16 protein-coding genes and 1 other annotated feature are annotated in these 18685 nt (G+C 41.2%); of the genes, 11 read left to right on the top strand and 5 right to left on the bottom strand.

Going from position 1 to position 18685, the window contains the following annotated elements; genetic code table 11:
* Nucleotides 1-41: 41 nt before the first annotated feature.
* Together PR683_RS10290 and PR683_RS10285 are read right to left on the bottom strand one after the other, a co-directional pair.
* Nucleotides 42-1328, bottom strand: a complete 1287-nt coding sequence (locus PR683_RS10290; protein WP_109911980.1) for a CNNM domain-containing protein — start codon at nt 1326-1328, stop codon at nt 42-44.
* 42 nt (nt 1329-1370) lie between these two features.
* Nucleotides 1371-2162, bottom strand: coding sequence for a cytochrome C assembly family protein (locus PR683_RS10285; RefSeq protein ID WP_004264820.1), 792 nt, complete (start codon nt 2160-2162; stop codon nt 1371-1373).
* Nucleotides 2163-2548: 386 nt separating this feature from the next.
* On the opposite strand from PR683_RS10285, the gene ffh reads away from it, so the two are divergent.
* The 8 genes from ffh (at nt 2549) to PR683_RS10245 (ending at nt 10946) form a co-directional block, all read left to right on the top strand.
* Nucleotides 2549-3910, top strand: a complete 1362-nt coding sequence (gene ffh, locus PR683_RS10280) for a signal recognition particle protein (RefSeq protein ID WP_004914034.1) — start codon at nt 2549-2551, stop codon at nt 3908-3910.
* Nucleotides 3911-4046: 136 nt separating this feature from the next.
* Complete coding sequence (gene rpsP / locus PR683_RS10275) at nt 4047-4295, top strand: 30S ribosomal protein S16 (RefSeq protein WP_004914031.1); 249 nt, start codon at nt 4047-4049, stop codon at nt 4293-4295.
* An 18-nt stretch (nt 4296-4313) separates the two neighbouring features.
* A complete protein-coding gene (rimM, locus tag PR683_RS10270) occupies nt 4314-4859 on the top strand; it encodes a ribosome maturation factor RimM (protein WP_004914024.1) in 546 nt (181 codons plus the stop codon).
* A gap of 38 nt (nt 4860-4897) precedes the next feature.
* A complete protein-coding gene (gene trmD, locus PR683_RS10265) occupies nt 4898-5662 on the top strand; it encodes a tRNA (guanosine(37)-N1)-methyltransferase TrmD (protein ID WP_109911981.1) in 765 nt (254 codons plus the stop codon).
* A gap of 41 nt (nt 5663-5703) precedes the next feature.
* A complete protein-coding gene (rplS, locus tag PR683_RS10260; protein WP_004264827.1) occupies nt 5704-6057 on the top strand; it encodes a 50S ribosomal protein L19 in 354 nt (117 codons plus the stop codon).
* A gap of 774 nt (nt 6058-6831) precedes the next feature.
* Entirely contained in the window at nt 6832-7926 is a 1095-nt protein-coding gene (locus PR683_RS10255) for a 3-deoxy-7-phosphoheptulonate synthase (protein WP_123382455.1), read from the top strand.
* Nucleotides 7927-7939: 13 nt separating this feature from the next.
* The gene (gene tyrA / locus PR683_RS10250) at nt 7940-9061 is read left to right on the top strand and encodes a bifunctional chorismate mutase/prephenate dehydrogenase (protein ID WP_109911982.1); all 1122 of its coding nucleotides are present in this window, start codon (nt 7940-7942) and stop codon (nt 9059-9061) included.
* 316 nt (nt 9062-9377) lie between these two features.
* Nucleotides 9378-10946 carry a methyl-accepting chemotaxis protein gene (locus PR683_RS10245; protein WP_004913992.1) on the top strand — a complete coding sequence of 523 codons (1569 nt, stop codon included), beginning with the start codon at nt 9378-9380 and terminating at the stop codon, nt 10944-10946.
* Between the two features lie 50 nt (nt 10947-10996).
* Here PR683_RS10245 and pheA read toward each other — a convergent pair whose 3' ends face one another.
* The 3 genes from pheA to bamD all read right to left on the bottom strand — a co-directional run bounded on the left by pheA (nt 10997) and on the right by bamD (nt 13997).
* Complete coding sequence (pheA, locus tag PR683_RS10240) at nt 10997-12169, bottom strand: bifunctional chorismate mutase/prephenate dehydratase (protein WP_004913989.1); 1173 nt, start codon at nt 12167-12169, stop codon at nt 10997-10999.
* A gap of 26 nt (nt 12170-12195) precedes the next feature.
* Nucleotides 12196-12316: a sequence feature (Phe leader region), on the bottom strand.
* Nucleotides 12317-12454: 138 nt separating this feature from the next.
* Nucleotides 12455-12787, bottom strand: a complete 333-nt coding sequence (raiA, locus tag PR683_RS10235; RefSeq protein WP_004913987.1) for a ribosome-associated translation inhibitor RaiA — start codon at nt 12785-12787, stop codon at nt 12455-12457.
* Between the two features lie 478 nt (nt 12788-13265).
* Nucleotides 13266-13997, bottom strand: coding sequence for an outer membrane protein assembly factor BamD (bamD, locus tag PR683_RS10230; RefSeq protein ID WP_004913985.1), 732 nt, complete (start codon nt 13995-13997; stop codon nt 13266-13268).
* Between the two features lie 137 nt (nt 13998-14134).
* Here bamD and rluD point away from each other — a divergent pair, with 137 nt between their 5' ends.
* From rluD to clpB, 3 genes are all read left to right on the top strand, one after another.
* Nucleotides 14135-15112, top strand: a complete 978-nt coding sequence (gene rluD, locus PR683_RS10225) for a 23S rRNA pseudouridine(1911/1915/1917) synthase RluD (protein WP_004913983.1) — start codon at nt 14135-14137, stop codon at nt 15110-15112.
* On the top strand, nt 15112-15846 hold the full coding sequence (gene yfiH / locus PR683_RS10220) for a purine nucleoside phosphorylase YfiH (RefSeq protein ID WP_109911984.1): 735 nt from the start codon (nt 15112-15114) through the stop codon (nt 15844-15846). The genes rluD and yfiH overlap by 1 nt, the downstream gene beginning before the upstream one ends.
* 123 nt (nt 15847-15969) lie before the next feature.
* Nucleotides 15970-18543, top strand: a complete 2574-nt coding sequence (gene clpB / locus PR683_RS10215) for an ATP-dependent chaperone ClpB (protein WP_004913979.1) — start codon at nt 15970-15972, stop codon at nt 18541-18543.
* Nucleotides 18544-18685: the final 142 nt, after the last annotated feature.

Raw genomic sequence — 18685 nt, 5'->3', positions numbered from 1 at the left:
TTATTTTTATAGCAGAATTTAATGGCAAGTTTATGAAGAAATCAAAGGTCGGGGACTTGAGAACTAAAAGTAAGAGGTGTGATCCTGACCTGCTTAACGATATTTTCATTCATCGCTAATACTTCGATAAGGTAATGTCCTACCACGATTTGCTCTTCAAGTTGTGGAATATCACCGATGACTTCCAAAACCATGCCATTAACCGTCCTAGGACCATCTACAGGGAGATTCCAATCAAAAGCCTTATTCAGCTCACGAATATTAGCAGAACCGTCCACAAGAACGCTCCCATCGCTCTGTGGCAAAACTTCTTCAGCTAAGGATGGTGACATAGAGGTGGTGAAATCACCAACTATCTCTTCTAAGATATCTTCTACAGTGATAAGACCTTGAATCTCGCCATATTCATCAACGATAATCCCGAGTTTTTCTTTATTGTGCTGGAAGTTAACTAACTGAACATTTAACGGTGTACTGTTAGGAATAAAATAAATGTTATCTGCAGCTTTAATGAGATTTTGCTTATTAAATTCACGTTTTTCCATCATGAGACGGTACGCTTCGCGGACGCGTAAAATGCCAATAGAGTCATCAAGTGAATCGCGATAAAGCACAATACGGCCATGAGGGGAGTGCGTAAGCTGCCGAATAATTGATTTCCAGTCATCATTGACATCAATACCAACAATCTCATTCCTGGGTAGCATAATATCGCCAACTGTGACTTTGTCTAAGTCTAAAATGGAAATCAGCATGTCTTGATTTCGGCGGCTAATTTTATGCTTTGATTCGTTAACAATGGTGCGTAGCTCTTCCTTATTAACCGCATCAGTTCGTGCGGTTAGTGATTTCACCCCAATGCAACGTAACAGTAGTGCTGAAATAGTATTAAATGCCCAAACAATAGGCATCATAACTACTTGTAATGGTTTTAAGAGATAGCTACTTGGAAATGCAATTTTTTCAGGGTACAGCGCTGCCAGTGTTTTTGGCATAACTTCGGCAAAAATGAGTATCACAAAAGTTAGGATCCCGGTTGCCATCGCTACACCCGCGTTACCATATAGTCGCATACCGATAATAGTGGCTAATGCGGAAGCAACTATGTTGATTAAGTTGTTACCGATAAGGACTAGGCTTAACAGCTTGTCAGGATGTTTAAGCAGTTTCTCAACACGTATCGCTGAGCGATTACCTTGTTTTGCTAAATGTTTTAACCGATAACGGTTTAGCGTCATCATCCCAGTTTCTGATGCAGAAAAATAGGCTGACATAAAAATTAAAACAATCAATATGATGATTAGCGTACTCGTGGACACATCATCCAAAACAAGTTTCCTTATGTGGTGAAAGTAGTGACTTTATTTGCGTCAAAATACCATGAACTCCTGTATTAGACGATTACCAAAAAAAGCCATAGTTAAGATGATTGAACCGCCAACATGGAAAAATAGAACGCGCTTACCTCGCCATCCTCCATGGAAATGCCCCCAAAGTAGAGTGATATAAACAAACCAGGCGATAACGGATAACACTGATTTATGAATATTTTCTTTATCAAAAATATTATCCATATAAATAAAGCCAGTGCATAAGGTCAGAGTTAGCAAAATGACACCAACTTGAGTGATATGGAACATTTTACGTTCAATCACCATCATCGGTGGCATATCGGGACTAAATTTTAAGGTTTTGTTTTTTAGTTGATGGTCGATTAAAGCCACTTGTAATGCATATAAAGCCGCAATAAGAAGTGTTGCATAGCTCAACAAAGCGAGGCCAATGTGAACAAACAGGGGGACGCGAGCTTCGAGATGCGTAATAAACTCACCAGGCATTAGCGTTGACAGCATCAAGTTAATGATGGCAAAACTATAGACTATGGGCGTTAAGTACCAAGCCTTTCCCCAGTAAGCGACAACAGTCATAATCACACACATGAGTAAGCTCACTGTTGAGCCTAAATTCAACAGAGTGAGGTTTTGTCCTTCGGCTTCACTGAAAATCAAGAATTTCAATGTAATAGCGTGAGTTACTAACGCAACAACGGCAAGAAAAAGCGCGAGATGGCGGTAAAACGGCTGTTTACGCACTTGGCCGGGGACGATCAGTAACAGACTGACCATGTATGTACAAACTGCTATGACTGCAAATACGGGCATAGTATAGTGTCGTTAATCATTTTTAGTGGAAAGTTATTTCATAGTATAACTTGTACGAGTGCAGGCTCCAACTATTGGACGGGCCAATCGCAATATATTCATTGCGGATAGCACTTCATGTGCCTACGGGGTTGGTTCGTATTATTAAATTCAAGCCATAATAACCTGTATCATCCGTTTCAAACAGGGGGCAGCGAAAAAACTGCGGGCATGTTACAATGGGGCATTATTTTGCCGCGATTATTTTTAGTGTTGGTTTTCCTTCCTCATTGTGAAGGCATTGATGCTTATAATTCAAGTTGTTAGATAACACGCACTTGAAATTATCTGTATTAGCAACCAGATCAGGCTGACATCGGCCCATCAACAGAATTGAGCTAAGACATATGTTTGATAATTTAACTGACAGACTATCGCGCACGTTGCGCAATATCAGTGGGCGTGGGCGTCTAACTGATGAAAATATTAAAGAAACACTACGCGAAGTTCGCATGGCCTTGCTGGAAGCTGACGTTGCTTTGCCAGTAGTCCGTGAATTCATTCAAAAAGTTAAAGAAAATGCGGTTGGGCAAGATGTCAATAAAAGTCTAACACCAGGCCAAGAGTTCATCAAAATAGTTCAAAATGAACTGACTCGGGCGATGGGGGACGAAAACCACCAACTTAATTTATCCGCACAACCTCCTGCGGTCGTTTTAATGGCGGGTTTGCAAGGTGCGGGTAAAACAACCAGCGTTGCAAAATTAGGTAAGCTTTTAAAAGAAAAACAAAAGAAAAAAGTATTAGTTGTCTCTGCTGACGTTTATCGCCCCGCGGCGATTAAACAATTAGAGACGTTAGCTGAAAGTGTTGGAATTGATTTTTTCCCTTCGGAAGTACAAGAAAAACCCGCTGCTATTGTTCAAAAAGCATTAAAACACGCACAATTGCAATTCTACGATGTGCTGTTAGTAGATACCGCGGGTCGCTTGCACGTCGACGAAGCGATGATGGAAGAAATCCAAGAAGTTCACCGCATTATTAAGCCTGTTGAAACCTTATTCGTCGTCGATGCGATGACAGGACAGGATGCGGCAAACACAGCGAAAGCGTTTAATGAAGCCTTGCCACTGACTGGGGTTGTGTTGACCAAGGTTGATGGTGATGCGCGAGGCGGTGCGGCGCTTTCTATTCGCGCAATTACAGGCAAACCCATTAAATTTCTAGGGGTTGGTGAAAAAACTGACGCCTTAGAACCATTCCATCCAGAGCGCGTCGCGTCGCGTATTCTCGGTATGGGTGATGTAATTTCTCTGATTGAAGAGATTGAGCATAAAGTTGACCGCGATGAAGCTGAAAAGCTGGCTAAAAAACTTAAAACAGGGGATGGTTTTGATTTAAATGACTTTTTAAGTCAATTAAAGCAAATGCGTAATATGGGCGGTATGGCGAGCATGATGAGCAAAATGCCCGGGATGTCTCAGTTACCGGATGCCGTTAAGTCCCAAATGGATGATAAAATCACCGTTCGTATGGAAGCGATGATTAATTCCATGACACGTAAAGAACGTGAAAAACCTGAAATTATTAAAGGTTCGCGAAAACGTCGTATTGCGGCAGGTTCGGGAACTACCGTGCAAGAAGTTAACCGCCTCTTAAAACAATTTGATGACATGCAACGCATGATGAAGAAAATGAAAAAAGGTGGTCTAGCCAAGATGATGCGCGGCATGAAGGGTATGATGCCTCCGGGTTTTCCGGGGCGTTAAGCAATAAAGCCTCAAAGAAAACGCACTTTTGATTGATTTTTGCGTCAAAGTGAGTAAACTTTTCGGGCTTTTTATATGACAGCCGGACTCTATCCCTCGATGGAGTCTGGTTGTTTTGTTAACTAATGAGGATGTTATGGTAACAATTCGTTTATCTCGTGGCGGCGCTAAAAAACGTCCGTTCTACCAAATCGTTGTAACCGATAGCCGCAATGCGCGTGACGGTCGTTTCATTGAGCGTATCGGTTTCTTCAACCCGATCGCTGCTGGTCAAGCAGAAGAACTGCGTTTAGACCTGGACCGTATTGAGCATTGGGTTGGCTTAGGCGCAACTATTTCTGACCGTGTTGCACAACTGGTCAAACAAGCTAAGAAAGCAGCTTAATCTGTCGCGGTGGTAACAATGAGCAAGCAAACTAAACTACAGCCACCTGAAAACCCAATCGTATTGGGGAAATTAGGTGCAGCGTACGGTATTCGTGGTTGGCTCAAAGTTTTTTCGTCCACCGAACATGCTGAAAGTATTTTTGAGTATCAGCCTTGGTTTATCCAGCGCTCAGGTCAATGGCAACACATTGAAATTGAAGATTGGAAACATCATAACAAGGATATCATCGTCAAGCTGAACGGGGTCGATGACCGCGATGCAGCTGCGCTTTTGACTAACTTTGAGATTGCGGTTGATTCAACCCAACTTCCTGAGTTAGAAAACGAATACTACTGGAAAGACCTGATGGGTTGCCATGTAGTGACGTTACAAGGCTATGACCTTGGTACCATCACTGACATGATGGAGACCGGTTCAAATGATGTACTGGTCATTAAGGCGAATTTAAAAGATGCATTTGGCATCAAGGAGCGGTTAGTTCCGTTTCTTGATGGGCAGGTTATCAAGAAAGTCGATCTCGATACCAAACTTATTGAAGTGGATTGGGATCCTGGTTTTTAAATCTCCGGTTGAACGGTTTTGATAAGTGGGACGAAATGATGTGGATTGGTGTAATTAGCCTGTTTCCCGAAATGTTCCGCGCAATAACCGAGTACGGGGTAACTGGTCGGGCAGTGAAAAATGGCCTGCTAACATTTGAGTGCTGGAATCCGCGTGACTTTACTCACGATAGGCACAAAACTGTTGATGATCGCCCCTATGGTGGTGGTCCAGGCATGCTGATGATGGTGCAACCGCTTAAGGATGCAATCAACGCAGCAAGAACTGAGGCTGGTGTTGGTGCAAAGGTTATTTATCTTTCACCGCAAGGGCGCAAACTCAGTCAAGACGGTGTTTGCGAGCTGGCAACCAATGAGAAATTGATTCTTGTTTGTGGCCGCTATGAAGGCATTGATGAGCGTATCATTCAAACCGAAGTTGACGAAGAATGGTCAATCGGTGATTACGTTCTCAGTGGTGGGGAGCTCCCCGCGATGGTGTTGATTGACTCAGTTTCACGGTTTATACCGGGGGTACTTGGTCATCAAGCCTCTGCTCAAGAAGACTCTTTTGCAGATGGTTTGTTAGATTGTCCACACTATACCCGCCCTGAAGTGTTAGACGGCATGCAGGTTCCTGATGTTTTACTTTCAGGAAACCACGCTAAAATAGATAGCTGGCGCATGAAACAATCACTTGGCCGTACCTGGCTTAGAAGACCTGAGCTTCTGGAAAGCCTAGCTCTGACTGACGAGCAGAGGATGTTGCTGGCTGAATTCCAACGGGAATATCAGTCTGAGCAACAAATGAATCCAGACAATTAATTGTCTAAACATATCAGTTTACCTAGGGTAAGAGAGTTATTATGAGCAACATTATTAAACAACTTGAACAAGAGCAAATGAAGCAGGACGTACCTTCATTCCGTCAGGGTGACACCGTGGAAGTTAAGGTATGGGTCGTAGAAGGCTCTAAAAAACGTCTGCAGGCATTCGAGGGCGTGGTTATCGCTATTCGTAACCGCGGTCTGCACTCTGCATTCACTGTTCGTAAAATTTCTAACGGCGAAGGTGTTGAGCGTGTATTCCAAACTCACTCACCAGTCGTAGATAGCATTGCAGTTAAACGTCGTGGTGCTGTTCGCAGATCTAAACTGTACTACCTGCGTGAGCGTTCTGGTAAGGCAGCTCGTATCAAAGAGCGTCTGAACGCCAAGTAATACGCTTTCGCTACATCCGAAAGTTATGTTATGAGAGAGGCCCGCATTTGCGGGCCTTTTTATATTCGTCACTATATTCGTCATACTTCAAGCTGTGGCGTTGTTGTCTTCTCTCGGTTACTCGGGTCATACTTATGTATGCTCCCCGAGATAACCTCGTTTGACGCCTAGCCACAACTCGAATTATTTTGAATATAGCTGAGAGAGTTTATTTCAAGTTGTAGCTATGTTGGCAGCACTCATTCGCACTAGTCACATGCTCCTAGCGTCTCATTCCTTTGCCGCCTTGCTACACCCCGAACTATTTAGAATATAGCTGAGAGAGTTTATTTCAAGTCCTAGCTGTGTTGGCTGCGCTCAGCCACACAGGTCACATACCTATATTCGTCATATTTCAAGTTGTAGCTGTGTTGGCAGCACTCATTCGCACTAGTCACATACTTGTGTATGCTCCTAGCGTCTCATTCCTTTGCCGCCTTGCTACAACTCGAACTATTTAGAATATAGCTGAGAGATTAACATCTTAATCTGTAAATAAATATTTACTAAAAATTGGTGTTGAACTCTAATTTAAATATTATAAATGTTAATTTTATGTAAATTTATATATTTATCAATTCACTACCGTTGTGTAAATAATATTTTACATGTGTGGAAATATTTTACATAAATGGATTGAATTGTTTACGATGCATGGTATGTTATTAGTCATACACCCAAACACAATACGTAAATAATAAACTAAGCAAATATAAGCTAATAAGTAGGTAAAAAATGATCATGCAAAAAGATGTACTCAACAATGTGAATATTCAAGACGAGCAGGTATTAATCACTCCTGAGAGTCTGAAAGAGAAATATCCGCTGAGTCGCAGCAACCTGCATGCCATTGCGACATCGCGCCAAGTGATTGCTGACATTATTCATCAACGCGACCCTCGCTTACTCGTGGTATGTGGCCCTTGCTCAATCCATGATGTGGATGCTGCTATTGAATATGGTGAGCGTCTGAAAGTATTAGCCGAAGAATTAAGTGATAGCTTATATATTGTGATGCGTGTGTATTTTGAAAAACCTCGTACAACCGTGGGTTGGAAAGGTTTGATTAGTGATCCATTTATGGATGGCTCTTTTGAAATGGAAAAAGGCCTGCATATTGCTCGTGACTTGCTGACTAATTTAGTTAATATGGGGTTACCATTAGCGACAGAAGCACTGGATCCTAACAATCCTCAATACTTAGGGGATCTATTTAGTTGGTCTGCCATTGGTGCAAGAACCACTGAGTCACAAACACACCGCGAAATGGCATCGGGTTTATCTATGCCTGTTGGTTTTAAAAATGGAACGGATGGAAGTTTATCTACCGCAATTAATGCATTAAAAGCAGCTGCCATGCCACACCGTTTTATGGGGATTAACCAATCTGGCCAAGTTTGTTTATTACATACTAAAGGCAATAGTAATGGCCATGTCATTTTACGTGGTGGAAAAACACCTAACTACAACGCTGAAGACATTGCGGCTTGTGAAGCTGAAATGAAAAAAGCTGGTTTAGAGCCATCACTTATGGTGGATTGTAGCCATGGAAACTCAAATAAAGATTACCGTCGTCAGCCATTAGTTGTTGATTCTATTATTGAACAAATTATTAATGGTAATGAATCAATTACAGGTATTATGCTAGAAAGCCATATTAATGAAGGGAATCAAACATCAGAACAAGCCCGTGACTCAATGAAATACGGTGTTTCAGTAACTGATGCCTGCATTAACTGGCAAACGACGGAAACGGTATTGCGTAAATTGCATCAGGCATTACTACCTGTGCTTGAACAACGTGCGCAAAAATTGAGTAAAGTGAGCTGATCAAGGTATTGGTATGTCTGTTGAGTTATCCCATTTACGGGAACAAATTGATGAAGTTGATAAATCGTTACTCGATTTATTAGCAAAAAGGCTGCAATTGGTTGCTGAAGTCGGTGAAGTGAAAAGCTTACATGGCTTACCGATTTATGTGCCTGAGCGCGAAACCAGTATGTTGGCCGCACGTCGCGCTGAAGCTGAGCGTATGGGGATCCCACCTGATCTGATTGAGGATATTCTAAGGCGGATCATGCGTGAATCTTACGCACGTGAAAATGATAAAGGGTTCAAAACATTGAACCCATCAGCTGGACCCATTGTGATTGTGGGCGGTGATGGGAAAATGGGGCGGTTGTTCCACCGCCTTCTGACTTTATCAGGTTACCAAGTCAAAATATTGAATGAAGGTGATTGGCCGCAAGCAGAGTCTATAGTTGCTGGTGCGAGCGTTGTGATCATCAGTGTACCTATTCACTTAACAGTACAAGTGATCAACCAACTGCCTAAATTGGATAAAAGCACGATCTTGATGGATATCGCGTCAATTAAGCAACAGCCCATAGAAGCGATGTTAGCTGCGCATGATGGGCCCGTACTTGGACTTCACCCGATGTTTGGCCCTGATATTGGTAGCGTTGCAAAGCAAGTATTTGCTTATTGTAATGGCCGTAGCTCGGAGTCTTATCAGTGGTTCCTTGAACAGCTATTAGTTTGGGGAGCTCGCTTGAAAGAAATATCAGCTGAAGAGCATGATAAAAATATGAGCTTTATTCAGGCATTACGGCACTTTACAACATTTACTTATGGACGAAATCTTGCTGAGGAAAATATCGATTTACAGCAACTGCTTGATTTATCATCGCCTATTTATCGTTTAGAGCTCGCGATGGTTGGGCGGCTGTTTGCACAAGACCCTCAACTGTATGCAGATATTATTATGTCTTCTGATGAAAACGTTGAATTGATACGGAGGTATCACCAATTGTTAGGGGACTCAATAATGCTACTTGAGAAAAAAGATAAAGAGGAATTTATCCACCAATTTAATCAAGTTAGCCAGTGGTTCGGCGAAGATGCCCATCATTTTATGAAAGAAAGCCAATCATTACTGCAACGAGCAAACGATAATCGAAAATAATCATCCCCGCCCTCTATCGTGTTTTATTGCGGTAGGGGGCTTTATCTGTGGTGTTAATGTATCGCTGTCTTCCATATTCTTCCATTTTAGTTAATCTCACTTGAAATCTTTATTTAAAATAAGTAATTGTACTTATATGTATAATTTCTATCGAATAATGTGCTAATTAGCCTAAAATTGAATTTATTCACTATTTAATTCCAAATTAATCAATTTTTAAAATTAATATTTATAAATCGATCGATTTATATGATAAAGATCTTATCTGTTTTACCGATAACACTACTCATTAAATGATGACTAGCGTGGTAAATATATGTTTTTTAAAAATCTCAAAATCAGTATGAAGTTAACGATAGCATTTGGTGGTTTTGTTGCGCTTATTATCTTAAGTTCAATATTTTCTTTAGCGAATATGAACCGGGCTAATGAAGGAATGAAGCAGGTACTTTATGAAAGCTATCCTATTGCTTCGACAGCCGGGCAGATGATGGATAACTTTTATTCTTTTATTGGGATCCAAGAGCTGATTTTACTTGATGACAGAGGTAGTGATAAGCGCCGTGAAGAGCTTGCTAAAATTACACTGAAAATAACAGAGTTGTTAGAAAAACTAGAAAGCAGTGTCACTGATGATCGTTCTAAAGAAATTTTGGCAGATTTACGCGTGATCCGCCAACAGTTCCATGCATCGCTGGCACGTATGAATGTATTCTTACAACAAAATAATCGGCAAGCGGCGATTGATGAGATGATGACGAAAACTTCGAGTATTCAGCGGGATTATCGAGATCACATTCAAACATTGATGGCAATTCAAGACTTGCAGATGCAAGAGATCGGCCGGAAAGTCAATGCAGACTATGAAAGTAATAAATTATTACTGGCTGTTCTCTCAATCTTGAGTATCGCTGCGGGCTGCGTAATGGGTTGGTATATTACGACTATTATTACTAGACCATTGGAAAATGCGGTTAATTTCGCTCAGTCAATTGCAAATGGGGATTTGACTAAAGATATTCAGGTCACCTCAAAAGATGAAACGGGTGTGTTGCTAAATGCACTTAATGATATGAAAGAACACTTGCTGGAAATCGTCCAAGAGGTTCAGCAAGGTTCTGAAAGTATTTCGGCGGCAGCAGGGCAAATTGTTGCAGGGAACCAAAACCTTGCCGCACGTACAGAAGAACAAGCCGCATCAGTTGAAGAAACGGCTAGTTCAATGGAGCAAATAACTTCAACTGTTCAAAATACGACTGAGCACACCCATGAAGCAAGTATGCTTGCAGATCAAGCAGCGATTATTGTGCAAAATAATGGCGATATGATGAGCCAAGTTACGAACAAAATGCGAGCAATCAACGGTTCGTCATCACAGATGACAGAAATTATTAACCTAATAGACTCGATTGCATTCCAAACTAATATCTTAGCATTGAATGCATCCGTTGAAGCGGCAAGAGCCGGTGAACATGGGCGAGGCTTTGCCGTTGTTGCTGGGGAAGTGAGATTATTAGCACAAAAAAGTGCAGCTTCAGCGAGTGATATTCGCGGGTTGATTGAAAACTCATCGTCACAAACGCAAGAAGGCATGGAACTTGTTGAAAAAGCAACTCAGCAAATACATGGCATGGTGGATAGTGTAAAAGAGATGAATGCGCTACTACGTGAAATTGGGCAAGCTAGCCGTGAGCAAAGCGATGGGATCTCTCAAATTAATAGTGCAGTAGGGCAACTTGATTTAACCACACAACAAAATGCGAGTTTAGTTGAAGAATCTGTTGTTGCTGCGGACTCCTTAAATGAACAAGCATATCATTTGAAGGAGTTAGTGAATTATTTCAGAGTTAAATCGTCGAGTCATCAGCCTAAAGCAGCAATATAGTTTCCGCTAAATAGGCTGCACTGATAAAAGTGCAGCCAGATTATATTTTATTAAGGCGTGATCTTTTCAGGTTCAACAGGAACCACATTTTCGGATGGGTAGCAGCCTAATATTTTAATTGATCTAGTAATTGTTGAAAGTTCTCTCAAAGCTTGCTGCATATTATCTGAACGTAAGTTTGAATGAACATCTACATAAAACATCTCTTCCCAGGGCTTACCATTAATTGGCCTAGATTCTAATTTACTCATAATTATCTTATTATTTTTCAAAATAACTAATGCATCAACTAAGGCTCCAGCTTGTTGGCCAGTGGTAAGAAGTAGTGTTGTTTTAGCGGGGACTTGTTCAGTGACTTCAATTGGTTGCGGTGCAACAACAATAAACCGAGTCATATTAATTTGCTGATTAGCGAGGTTGTGTTCTATTACGCTTAAATTGTATAACGCGCCGCCGGCTTCACTTCCAAGCGCCGCTACACTCGGTGAGTTTTGGTCTGCGACCATTTGCATTGCAGTTGATGTACTATCACAATATTTTATTTCCCAGTGAGGGAATTGCGCTAAGTATTGGCTACATTGCTGGAAAGGCTGAGGGTGGCTATACACGGTTTTGATCTGGCTGAGATCAGTATTTCCTGTTGTTAAGAGACAATGGTTTATTGGGAGTCGAATTTCTCCAACGATTGATAATGATGTATTTTGCAGTAAATCGTAAACATCATTAATTGCACCCGAGCTGGTGTTTTCTATTGGCAAAATGCCATACTCCGCTTGCCCACTCTCAACTAATGAAAAAATATCTTGGAATTTATGGCAACTGCATTCAACCAGTTGGTCAAAGTGGCGAGCAGAATATTGGCGTGCAGCAATGTGTGAGTAAGAACCTTTCGGCCCTAAGAATGCGAAACGGGCAGTATCACTCGGGGTTAAATTTAAATGTTTTTGTAAAATCGCCTGTTGTGTAAGAACGGAGTCCTCAATAATCATTTGGAATAGGCGGGTGATATAAAAACCATCAAGCCCTAGCGGTTTGCCTTTGTTGATTAAAACATCAAGAAGCTGACGCTCACGGTCTTTATCACGAATAGGGCGGCTATCATCAATTTTTGTTTCAGCGACTTCAACAGCATAACCACGGCGCTTTGCTAAAAGATTTAGTAATTCACTATCCAGTTGACTTATTTTTTCTCTTACTTTCAATAAATTAGTGCTGTTTTCCATGCTGCCTACCCTGTTAATATTATGATATAAAAAAAGCCCCCTAGAGGGGGCTTTCTAATTTTGTCTTCTTTTCTTTCTCGAACGACAAAAGCCCCTAATTAGGAGTTGCTAAAAAAGAAGAAAAAGAAAACAAAATTAAGATTCATATGAATACCTTTAGTCGATTCAATTTAAATAAACCCGATACTCACTAAGAAGTCAATAGGTAAGGATCAGAAACATAAAAAACGCGCCCATAGCGAGCGCGTTTACAAGGTTCAAGATTAGTTGATAGATAATATAAAATTATAACGTAACAGTATTATTCGCTTCTTTTACACTATTATATGCTCTTCTTGATTCTCCTTTATGTTGCACTTTATTAAGTTGTCTTTCGAGTTTGTTAATTAGTTCATTAATTGCAACGTACATATCTTCATGCTTGGCACTTGCGACCAATTTTCCTGTCGCTGTTTTTATGTTGGCATCAACCATAAAACCTTGTGGCTCTTTTGATAAAACAACATGCGTATTTATCAAGGATGCTTGCCACTTATCGAGTTTTGTTAGACGGCTCTCAATGTGCTCACGAATCGCTGGGGTAATGTCCATTTGTTTGCTAGTAATGTTCACTATCATATAGTTACCTCTCATTGTTTCCGTCTTTGTTGAGTTCAGAATACCCGTTCTTGCTAAGAAAAAATTGATATAGATCACATCTCATTCAGAGGAAGAGTAGCGCTCATCCGAAGTGTGATTTCACGTAAAAAAGGGGCGAAAAAGCATTGCCAAAATGAATTGATTAAGGGAAACTGGCTGGGTTGGTTAACGGAACGGTAATTAGCCGGAGTTTTTTTTGGGTTAAAATTAGCACACTAAATGGGCAAGCAACTAAATCGCCGTTAGCAAAGAAAACAGCAGCCTTGGCTGCTGTTCAGACTGCGGACAAACATATTATGTTTGGCAGCAAGTTTAATCGGTTATTGAAAATAAATTAGGAAAATCAATGAATTGATTTTCGGCTGATAACACAAAGCGGGAAAAACCACGCTTTTATCCCGCTTTGTCAACAACCTAAACAGCAGCCTTGGCCGCTGTTTTCGATCTCACGATGATATTATTGTGGGTTTGCAGCAATAATACTCGCAACTTTATTCGCTTCTTGGTTTAGCCCCATCTCATTATAAGCAATTTCCATGTATGCTAAGGCATTACGTGTTGCTTCTGTGTCTGGGTAGTCTTTTAGCATTTGTTGAACACGATTAACAACCGCGACATAAGCACCGCGTTTGTTGTAGTATTCGACAACAGAAAGATCGAATTTTGCTAAACGGTCTTTTAAGTAAACTAATCGCTTACTCGCATCATTGGAATATAAGCTGTTAGGATAGTAGCGAACTAGCTGACTGAAATCTTTGAATGCAACTCGTGCATGCTGTGGATCTCTGTCTGAGCGGTCAATACCAAAGAGGCCTTGCAATAAGCTATCATCCAGGGCCATCGCGGTTAAGCCTCGCATATAGAGGACATAATCAATATTTGGATGAGTTGGGTTCAAACGCATGAAACGGTCAATCGCGGCTATCGCCATTGGCAGCTCTGCTGATTTATAATATGCATAAATCAGGTCTAATTGAACCTGCTGAGCATATGGACCAAATGGATAACGGTTATCAAGAGCTTCAAATTGTTTAATCGCTGCTTTAAAATTGCCGTCCTGTAGTTTTTGCTGACCCGTTGCATATATTTCAGCAGGGGAGCTATCAGGGCTGACTTCAGGAGTGCTGGAACAGCCGACTAAAATCAGGCTCAACGTGGCTGCAGCCACCAGATTTTTCATACGTATCATCACGTGTAGGTTATCCTCTGAGTGTTTCGAGGGAGTCTATCCATAAGGCTCCCGGCAAAATTCGAGTTACAATAGCATATATTTTAAATGAAACGGCACTGCCGTCAAAACACAAACACCAAAAAGTAGATTAATTTATGGCTCAACAAGTACAACTTAGTGCAACTATCGCTGAATCACAGCTTGGTCAACGTTTAGATCAGGCTTTGGCCGAATTGTTCCCTGATTATTCACGTTCTCGCATAAAAGAATGGATTTTAGCTGATAGAGTGCAGGTTAATGGCAAAGTTATCAATAAGCCAAAAGAAAAAGTTTTCGGCAGTGAACAAATTTTAATCGATGCCCTCATTGAAGAAGATAATCGCTGGGAACCACAAGATATCCCACTTAATGTGATTTATGAAGATGAAGATATCCTAATTATTAATAAACCGCGTGATTTAGTTGTCCACCCCGGGGCAGGAAACCCAGATGGCACAATTCTGAATGCGTTATTATATCGTTATCCTGAAATTGCAGATGTGCCAAGGGCGGGTATTGTTCATCGTTTAGATAAAGACACAACAGGCTTAATGGTTGTCGCAAAAACCGTTCCAGCTCAAACACACCTTGTCGAAGCATTGCAACGTAGAGAAATTACGCGTGAATATGAAGCAGTTGCGGTCGGTCGTATGACCGCGGGCGGTATGGTAGAAGAACCTATCTCTCGCCATCCAACTAAACGAACTCATATGGCTGTACACCCAATGGGCAAACCAGCCATAACGCATTATCGTGTAATGGAACACTTTAGAGCTCATACTCGTTTACGTTTACGTCTGGAAACGGGTAGAACACACCAAATTCGAGTTCATATGGCGCATATCAATCATCCCTTAATTGGTGATCCTTTATACGGTGGGCGGCCGCGTCCATTAAAAGGGGCGACAGAGGAGTTTTTAGAGGTCATGCGTAATTTTGATAGGCAAGCACTGCACGCCACCATGTTGCGTTTATATCACCCAATCTCAGGTATTCAAATGGAGTGGCATGCACCGTTACCTGATGATATGGTTAAGCTTATTGAAGCTCTAAAAGCAGATACTGAACTGCATAAAGACGATATGGACTGGTAATGAATACATTGATTTTCCCTGATTGGCCACAACCTAAAAATATAGCTAGCTGTAGTACAACTCGTACAGGTGGTGTGAGCCAACCACCTTTTGATAGCTTGAATTTAGGTGATCATGTTGGGGATGTTCCCAATGCTGTCAGTGAAAATCGTCAACGCCTTGAAAAACTTGCTCAGCTACCACAACAGCCTGTATGGCTTGAGCAAGTGCATGGTACTGATGTGCTACATCTTGTTGGGAATAAAATTCACAATAGGCAAGCGGATGCAGTGTATAGCAACCAGGTTGGCCAAGTTTGTGCCATTATGACGGCGGATTGCTTGCCTGTGTTATTTACTAATCAAGCCGGAACGGAAGTAGCCGCCGCCCATGCAGGGTGGCGTGGGTTATGTCATGGAGTCCTTGAAAATACAGTTGCTCAATTTATTTGTCCTGCAAATGAAATTATCGCTTGGCTTGGCCCAGCTATTGGTGCTAAGAAATTTGAAGTCGGCAAGGAAGTCAAAGAGGCTTTTGTTAATCAATCGTCTGATTTAGCCTCTGCTTTTATTCCTTATAACAATAAATATCTAGCTGATATTTATTTGTTAGCGCGTAAAAGACTACAAGCTGCTGGCGTAACGAAAGTGTATGGCGGTGATTTTTGTACCGTAACAGATGAAAACAGATTTTTTTCCTATCGAAGGGAAGGAAAGACTGGCAGAATGGCTTCATTAATATGGATAAACACCTAGTCTTGGTGTTTTATTCTAAATTAATGGATATTATGAAAATAATTCCTTGCAAAACTTGAATATTTAAAAACTGACCTCATCTAGTATCCAGTAGCAAATTTAATCTCATTTATTGGAGGTGTTATGCGTCTGGACCGTTTAACTAATAAATTCCAGCAAGCTCTCGCTGACGCCCAATCACTAGCCCTTGGGCGCGAAAACCAGTTTATAGAACCTATTCATCTATTAAGTGCCCTGTTTAATCAAGAAGGGGGTACCGTTCGTCCATTGCTGACGACGTTAGGCGTGAATGCCGTACAATTTCAGCAAAAAGTCGAAGATGCGCTAGGTCGTTTACCTCAAGTGCAAGGTGTAGCGGGAGATGTTCAACCATCAAGTGACTTAATGCGTCATTTGAATTTATGTGATCAGCTGGCACAAAAGCACGGAGATGAATTTATCTCCTCAGAATTATTTCTTGTCGCCGCTTTAGAAGCCAATACGACATTAGCAGACATGCTCAAAGCAGCAGGTGTTAATAAAGATAATTTAAAAAAGGCAATAGAACAGATGCGTGGTGGAGAAAAAGTGAATGACCAAAGCGCTGAAGACCAGCGCCAAGCCTTGAAAAAATATACGGTTGATTTAACTGAACGTGCAGAGCAAGGCAAATTAGACCCTGTGATTGGCCGAGATGAAGAAATTCGTCGTACCATTCAAGTATTGCAACGCCGTACTAAAAATAATCCCGTGCTGATTGGTGAGCCAGGTGTTGGTAAAACAGCGATTGTTGAAGGGTTAGCACAACGTATCGTAAATGGTGAAATTCCAGAAGGGTTAAAAAACAAACGGGTATTATCCCTAGATATGGGGGCACTGATTGCGGGTGCGAAATATCGTGGTGAGTTTGAGGAGCGTCTGAAAGCCGTTCTAAATGACCTCGCCAAACAGGAAGGTAACGTCATTCTATTTATTGACGAGCTACATACTATGGTTGGTGCAGGTAAAGCCGATGGTGCGATGGATGCGGGCAACATGTTAAAACCTGCGTTGGCTCGTGGTGAATTACACTGCGTTGGTGCAACCACATTGGATGAGTATCGACAATACATTGAGAAAGACCCTGCTTTAGAACGTCGTTTCCAAAAAGTGTATGTCGCAGAGCCATCCGTTGAAGACACAATTGCTATTTTACGTGGCTTAAAAGAACGTTATGAATTGCACCACCATGTGCAAATAACCGACCCAGCGATTGTGGCAGCGGCAACGTTATCGCATCGGTATATTACTGATCGTATGTTACCCGATAAAGCAATTGATTTAATTGATGAAGCGGGTGCAAGTTTACGTATGCAAATGGATTCAAAACCTGAATCCTTAGATAGGCTGGAACGTCGTATTATTCAGCTCAAACTCGAACAGCAAGCGCTGAAAAAAGAATCAGATGACGCAAGTAAAAAACGCCTTGAGATGTTAGAAGAAGAGCTCGCAGAGAAAGAGCGTGAATATTCTGCGTTAGAAGAAGAATGGAAAGCTGAAAAAGCATCATTAACGGGTACTCAGCATATTAAAGCTGAACTTGAAAATACACGTATCGAGATGGAAAAAGCACGCCGTATGGGTGATTTGGCAAAAATGTCCGAATTGCAATACGGTAAAATTCCAGAGTTGGAAAAACAGCTTGAAGCGGCAACGAAAGCTGAAGGTAAAAGCATGAAACTGTTACGTAATAAAGTAACAGATGTTGAAATTGCAGAAATCTTAGCGCGTTGGACTGGCATTCCTGTATCTCGAATGCTAGAAAGCGAAAGAGAGAAACTGTTACGTATGGAACAGCAACTCCATCAGCGTGTTATTGGACAAGATGAAGCTGTAGTTGCAGTATCGAATGCAATTCGTCGTAGTCGTGCAGGGTTATCAGATCCGAACCGCCCAATTGGCTCGTTTATGTTCTTAGGGCCAACAGGGGTAGGTAAAACTGAGTTATGTAAAGCGTTAGCAAACTTTATGTTTGATAGCGATGATGCAATGGTTCGTATCGACATGTCTGAATTTATGGAAAAACATGCGGTATCACGTTTAGTGGGCGCACCTCCTGGATATGTTGGTTACGAAGAAGGTGGGTATTTAACTGAAGCAGTTCGACGTCGTCCTTACTCAGTCATTTTATTGGATGAAGTTGAGAAAGCACACCCTGATGTTTTCAACATTTTATTACAAGTGCTTGATGATGGACGTTTAACGGATGGGCAAGGTAGAACGGTAGACTTCCGTAATACAGTAATCATCATGACATCCAACTTGGGTTCTGACTTAATCCAAGAAAGGTTTGGCATGATTGGTTACTCAGAAATGAAAGATATGGTGATGGAAGTGGTGTCCCATAGTTTCAGACCTGAATTTATTAACCGTATAGATGAAGTCGTTGTATTCCATCCATTAGGTAAAGAGCAAATTACGAATATTGCCAATATTCAATTGGCTCGTTTATATAAACGTCTTGAAGAGCACGGTTATGAAGTCAGTGCAACACCAGCGGCACTTGAGAAAATTGGGGAGGCTGGTTTTGACCCAATCTTCGGAGCAAGGCCGTTGAAACGTGCAATTCAGCAGGAAATTGAAAACCCTCTGGCACAAGAAATCTTGTCAGGTAAGTTATTGCCAGGTAAACCTGTCATTTTAGATGTAGAAAATGACGAAATCGTTGCTAAACAGTAATTGATGTTATTGTGAAATCAAAAGGTGGCTAATAATAGCCACCTTTTTTATATCAAATTACGTATAAAACCGCTTTTTTTGTTTGAGAAATGTACGTAAAGTATAAAATACCATCACTTAAAAATTATTTTCAAAAAAACAC

The sequence above is a fragment of the Providencia sp. PROV269 genome (assembly GCF_028477785.1).
Taxonomy (GTDB): Bacteria; Pseudomonadota; Gammaproteobacteria; order Enterobacterales; family Enterobacteriaceae; genus Providencia; species Providencia rettgeri.
The sequence above is the reverse complement of the archived record's forward strand: the minus strand, read 5'-3'. Positions and strand labels throughout refer to the sequence as shown.